The organism is Pseudomonas sp. NPDC089569, from assembly GCF_050280625.1.
In the GTDB taxonomy this organism is placed as follows: Bacteria; Pseudomonadota; Gammaproteobacteria; order Pseudomonadales; family Pseudomonadaceae; genus Aquipseudomonas.
In genome coordinates, this window is sequence record NZ_JBNNVQ010000183.1 from 1 (window position 1) to 5,071 (window position 5,071).

Consider the following 5,071-nt stretch of genomic DNA (forward strand, 5'->3'; position numbering starts at 1 on the left):
AGTTCCTTCATCTTCTCGGTCAACTGGCGACCTTTGAAGTGCGAGTTGTCGCGGTGCACGATCAACGCCAGGGCGTCGACCTTGTCACCGTTGATCAGCACATCCAGTTTCACCAGATTAGCCGATTGGTAACGATCGAAATGGTAATCCAGCGATGCATAACCACGGCTGGTGGATTTCAGGCGGTCGAAGAAGTCGAGCACCACTTCGTTCATCGGCAAATCGTAAGTGACCTGCACCTGATTGCCGAGGAACAGCATGTCGACCTGTACGCCACGCTTCTCGATACACAGGGTAATGACGTTACCCAGGTGCTCCTGAGGCACCAGGATATTGGCGCGCACGATCGGCTCGCGCATGTCTTCGATCGACGACACGTCCGGCAGCTTCGACGGGTTGTCGACGTAAATCGTCTCACCGGTTTTGAGCAACAGTTCGAAGATTACCGTCGGCGCCGTGGTGATCAGGTCCAGGTCGTACTCGCGCTCGAGACGCTCCTGGATGATTTCCATGTGCAGCATGCCGAGGAAGCCGCAACGGAAGCCGAAGCCCAGTGCGTCGGAGCTTTCCGGGGTGTATTGCAGCGACGAGTCGTTGAGGGTCAACTTCTGCAGCGCTTCGCGGAAATCCTCGAAGTCGTCGGAGCTGACCGGGAACAGACCGGCGTAAACCTGCGGCTGGATGCGTTTGAAGCCTGGCAGCACTTCAACGTCCGGAGTGGAGCTGAGGGTCAGGGTGTCACCGACCGGCGCACCATGAATGTCCTTGATGCTGGCGATGATGAAGCCCACTTCGCCGGCCTTGAGGTCAGCGGTGGCGGTGTGTTTCGGGGTGAACACGCCGACGCTGTCGACCAGATGGACCTTGCCGGTCGATTTCACCAGGATCTTGTCGCCCTTCTTCACGCGGCCATGACGCACGCGCACCAGGGACACGACACCCAGGTAGTTGTCGAACCAGGAGTCGATGATCAGCGCTTGCAGAGGACCGTCGATTTCGCCGGTCGGTGCAGGAATGGTGGTTACCAGACGTTCCAGAACCTCGTCGACACCCAGGCCGGTCTTGGCGCTGCAGGTGACGGCGTCGGTGGCGTCGATACCGATGATCTTCTCGATCTCGTCCTTGACGCGATCGGGTTCGGCCTGTGGCAGGTCGATCTTGTTCAGCACCGGCATGACTTCGAGGCCCTGCTCGATGGCGGTGTAGCAGTTGGCGACGGACTGCGCTTCGACGCCTTGACCTGCGTCGACCACCAGCAAGGCACCTTCACAGGCCGCCAGGGAACGGCTGACTTCGTAGGTGAAGTCGACGTGGCCCGGGGTGTCGATGAAGTTCAGCTGGTAGCTGATGCCGTCTTTGGCCTTGTAATAGAGGGTAACGCTGTGGGCCTTGATGGTGATCCCGCGTTCACGTTCCAGCTCCATGGAGTCCAGTACCTGGGCTTCCATTTCACGATCGGCCAGGCCGCCGCACATCTGGATGAAACGATCGGCCAGCGTCGACTTGCCATGGTCAATGTGGGCGATGATGGAGAAATTGCGGATATGACTCAAATCACTCACGGATCAACACTCAAAAAGGCTGCAGGCATAGCCCGCCGAAAAATAGCCGGGAATTGTACCTGATCCACGGCGCAAGCGTCACGTTCGCAGGTCAGACGGCGCGTACAAAAACGCCCCGGCCTTGCGAACGGGGCGTTTATTTCATCTTTGAATCAGGATAAACCTGCCATTAACCGGCTCGTCGCAACAGCCAGACACCTGCCACGGCACAGATACCGGCCGGCACCAGCACCGAGAACAGCGGCGAGAAACCGAATACCAGGCTCGAAGGCCCCAACAGATCCTGAACGATGCGGAAGGTAAAACCCACCAGTACACCGGTAAAGACTCGCTGACCGAGCGTCACGGAACGCAACGGACCGAAAATGAACGAAATGGCCATCAGTACCAGGGCAGCAGTGACCAACGGTTGCAATACCTTGACCCAGAATGCCAGCCAGTAGCGACTGTTGCTCAACCCTTGATCGGCCAGATAGTGGATGTAACCCCACAGTCCGCTGATCGACAGTGCCTCCGGCACCATGATCACGGTGTCCAGCAATTGCGGGCTCAAGGCCACCCCCCAACGCTCGACCGGCGCCGTAACCACTTCGGTGCTCCTGTCGTGGAACAGCGTGGTCGTGACGTCCGTCAATTGCCAGTGATCCTTGTCGAACTCTGCGCGCTTGGCAAAACTCGACGACAGCATGTGCCGTTCGTTGTCGAAACGATAACGGGTCACGCCATACAGAATGCCGTTGGGCTGCACCGAGTTGATGTGAATGAACTCATCGCCCTGGCGATGCCAAAGGCCGTGCTTGGAGCTTTGTGCATCCCCGCTGCCCTGGGCCAGGGAGCGATTGGCCTGCGCCGCGGTTTCGGCCGGTGGTGCGATGTACTCGCCGATCAACACGCCAACGAGCATCAGCACCAGCATCGGTTTCATGACCGCCCAGACGATGCGACCGATCGAAACACCAGCCGAACGCATGATGGTCAGCTCACTGTTGCTGGCCAGGGAGCCCAGACCGATCAGGCAGCCGATCAGGGCAGCCATCGGCAACATGTCGTACAAGCGGCGTGGTGCGGTCAGCATCACGTAACTCAATACATCGACGAGGGTGTAGGTATCGCTGACTTCGCCCATCTCGTCGATGAACGCAAACAAGGTCGCCAGGCCGAGAATGATCCCGAGTACCGCCAGGATGGCGATGGTCACGCTGCTACCGATGTAGCGATCCAGCTTAACCACGGGCCACCTCCAGCGCGCTGCGGCGACTCGCCCTCTTCAACTGCAGAGGCTCCCAGTAAAGCAGCCCCAGGCCGATGACCAGGAAAATTCCGTGCACCCACCACAGGCCCATCGCCGCCGGGATCTTGCCCTTGTCCAGCGCACCACGCGCGGCGATCAGGATGGTCAGGTAAGCCATGTAAAGCAGAATGGCCGGCAGCAGCTTGAGGAATCGTCCCTGACGCGGGTTGACCCGTGCCAGCGGCACGGCCATCAAGGTCACGATGAACACCAGCAACGGCAGGGAAATGCGCCATTGCAGCTCGGCGCGCAGGCGAATGTCATCACTGCCCATCAACGAGCGGGTTGTCATGGCGTCGCGGTCGGTCACTTCGTCGCTGACATCGGGTTTTGGCAGCAACACACCGTACTCGTCGTACTTGATCGCCCGGTAATCGGCTTGCCCCGGATTACCGTCATAGCGGTAGCCGTTGTCGAGGATCAGGTAGCGGTTGCCGTCAGGGCGGATTTCCTGGCGACCCTTTTCAGCCACCAGCACGGAGATCCCCCGATCCTTGTTCTCGGAGTTGAGGTTTTTTTGAGAAATGAACACTCCCGCCAGGTTGATGCGGTCATCCGACAACTGCTCGGTATAAGTCACCCGCGAACCGTCGCGCAGCGCCTGGAAGCGACCGGGCTCCAGGGTATCGAACTCGGTCAGGGCATCTTGCTTGTTCAGCAGCAGCTGGAACTGATTGGCCCCCTGTGGCGCCAGGCTCAAGCTCAACCATGCAACCACCAGCGCCACCAGCGTGGCCGGGAACAGGGTCATGCAAAACAGGCGCTGCTGGCTCATGCCGGTGGCCGAAAGCACGGTCATCTCGCTTTCAAGGTACAGGCGGCCGTAGGCCAGCAGGATCCCGAGAAACAGCCCCAGCGGCAGGATCAATTGCAGGAAGCCCGGCAGGCGAAACCCCATGATCAGGAACAGCGAGCCCGGATCCAGCAGGCCCGAGGCCGCTTGCGCGAGGTATTTGATGAAGCGGCCGCTCATGATGATGACCAGCAGCACCGCACTCACGGCGCTCAAGGTCAACAGGACTTCGCGGGACAGATAACGGAAGACGATCAAACCAGACACTCCAGTGTTGTCAGGCTAAGGCGGCCGAACAAACAGACAGATCAGACAGCCCACAGGGCAGAGCCGCCGAAAAAGATGGCGCATTATCCTGTGATTGGATGCGCCTGTCACTGCGCAATACATTCCACCCTGTAGGAGCGAGCAGGCTCGCGATGGGCGTCAACGATAACGCTGGCAGCCTGACACAGCCGGGCGCTCTCGGGTTCATCGCGAGCATGCTCGCTCCTACAGAATCGTGCGGCCGAGGGTTGTCAGGCGCTGGCGGCGAGGTTCAAACTGCGGCCTTCGTCGCCGGGTTGCCGCCGGCGCCCATCTATTTATAGGCAAGCGACGCACAATAGCTGTCGAGCGCTTGCCAATCGACCATCAATTCAGGGACCCGGACATGGAACTGGTTGTAAAAAGCGTTAACCCGGAAACGTTGAAGACCGCCACGCTGGTGGTCACCGTCGGCGAAGGCCGCAAACTGGGTGTTGTCGCCAAACAGATCGACGAACTCAGCGGTGGCGCCATCAGCGCCGTGCTCAAGCGCGGTGACCTGGCTGGCAAGGTCGGCCAAAGCCTGCTGCTGCACAGCCTGCCGAACCTCAAGGCCGAGCGTGTGCTGCTGGTGGGCGTAGGCAAGGATGAAGAACTGGGCGACCGCCCGTTCCGCAAAATCGTCGCCGGCGTGCTCGCTACCCTCAAAGGCCTGGGCGGCAGCGACGCGGTATTGGCACTGGACGAAATCGTGGTCAAAGGCCGTGACAGCTATGGCAAGACCCGCCTGCTGGCCGAAACCCTGGTGGACGGCCAATACCAGTTCGACCAGTTCAAGAGCCAGAAGGCCGAGCCACGTGCCCTGAAGAAAATCACCCTGCTGACCATCAAGGCCGCTCAGGCTGAAGTGCAACGCGCCGTGACCCACGCCACCGCCATCGCCAATGGCATGGCCTTCACCCGTAACCTGGGCAACCTGCCTCCGAACATCTGCCACCCGACGTTCCTGGGCGAACAGGCCAAGGACCTCGGTAAAGAGTTCAAGGATCTGAAAGTCGAAGTGCTCGACGAGAAGAAGATCAAGGCGCTGGGGGCGGTAAGCGGCCGGCATGTGGCAGGTTGTCGCATCGGCAAAGCAGACTGTCGCCCCATCAACAACCGAACAGCCGTTTGAACCGG

General features: G+C 59.8%; 3 protein-coding genes and 1 pseudogene. 1 reads left to right on the plus strand and 3 read right to left on the minus strand.

Annotated features, from left to right (window positions below; translation table 11 throughout):
• The 3 genes from lepA to lptF all read right to left on the minus strand — a co-directional run.
• A partial coding sequence (gene lepA, locus ACQKP2_RS31595) for a translation elongation factor 4 (RefSeq protein WP_427582208.1) occupies positions 1-1,562 on the minus strand: 1,562 nt, incomplete at its 3' end.
• Positions 1,563-1,731: 169 nt separating this feature from the next.
• Positions 1,732-2,793, minus strand: a complete 1,062-nt coding sequence (lptG, locus tag ACQKP2_RS31600) for an LPS export ABC transporter permease LptG (RefSeq protein WP_427582209.1) — start codon at positions 2,791-2,793, stop codon at positions 1,732-1,734.
• Complete coding sequence (gene lptF / locus ACQKP2_RS31605; RefSeq protein ID WP_427582210.1) at positions 2,786-3,904, minus strand: LPS export ABC transporter permease LptF; 1,119 nt, start codon at positions 3,902-3,904, stop codon at positions 2,786-2,788. The genes lptG and lptF overlap by 8 nt, the downstream gene beginning before the upstream one ends.
• 394 nt (positions 3,905-4,298) lie before the next feature.
• On the opposite strand from lptF, the pseudogene ACQKP2_RS31610 reads away from it, so the two are divergent.
• Positions 4,299-4,985, plus strand: a pseudogene (locus tag ACQKP2_RS31610) (M17 family peptidase N-terminal domain-containing protein); the annotation flags it as partial.
• Between the last annotated feature and the right edge of the window lie 86 nt (positions 4,986-5,071).